The organism is Staphylococcus microti (genome assembly GCF_000934465.1).
Classification (GTDB): domain Bacteria; phylum Bacillota; class Bacilli; order Staphylococcales; family Staphylococcaceae; genus Staphylococcus; species Staphylococcus microti.
This window is the reverse complement of record NZ_JXWY01000069.1, coordinates 1-401: the sequence shown is the minus strand read 5'-3', so window position 1 is coordinate 401 and position 401 is coordinate 1. Positions and strand designations below refer to the sequence as shown.

The window sequence follows — 401 nt, the reverse complement described above, 5'->3', positions numbered from 1 at the left end:
TCCGATAAGAAAAGCAAATCCATATAAACAAGCCATGAAGTATTCCACTGAACAACGTGTGAAAGATAACTTAGTGAAACGTCATTTCAAAATGGGTGGTCCTAAAACAATTCTTCTTACTGATATTACCTATTTGTGTTACGGGAAAGGTAAAACAGCCTACCTATCCACTATAAAAGATGCTTACACGAATCAAATACTTTCATATGAACTAAGTGATAGTTTGAAAGTAGACCTTGTATTAAACACTGTTTCAAAACTCGTAGGGAAACATAAAATTCCGAAAAACAAAAAATTAATTATTCACTCAGACCAAGGGATTCACTATACATGTACATCATTTCAAGCATTAGTTAACACAAGTGGTTTAAAACAATCAATGTCTAGGAAAGGAAACTGTT

At 32.7% G+C, this 401-nt stretch carries 1 protein-coding gene; it reads left to right on the top strand.

Annotated elements, in window-relative coordinates; genetic code table 11:
- Nucleotides 1–34: 34 nt before the first annotated feature.
- Nucleotides 35–401: DDE-type integrase/transposase/recombinase (locus TP70_RS08725; RefSeq protein ID WP_156962273.1), on the top strand; the 367-nt coding region annotated here is incomplete at its 3' end.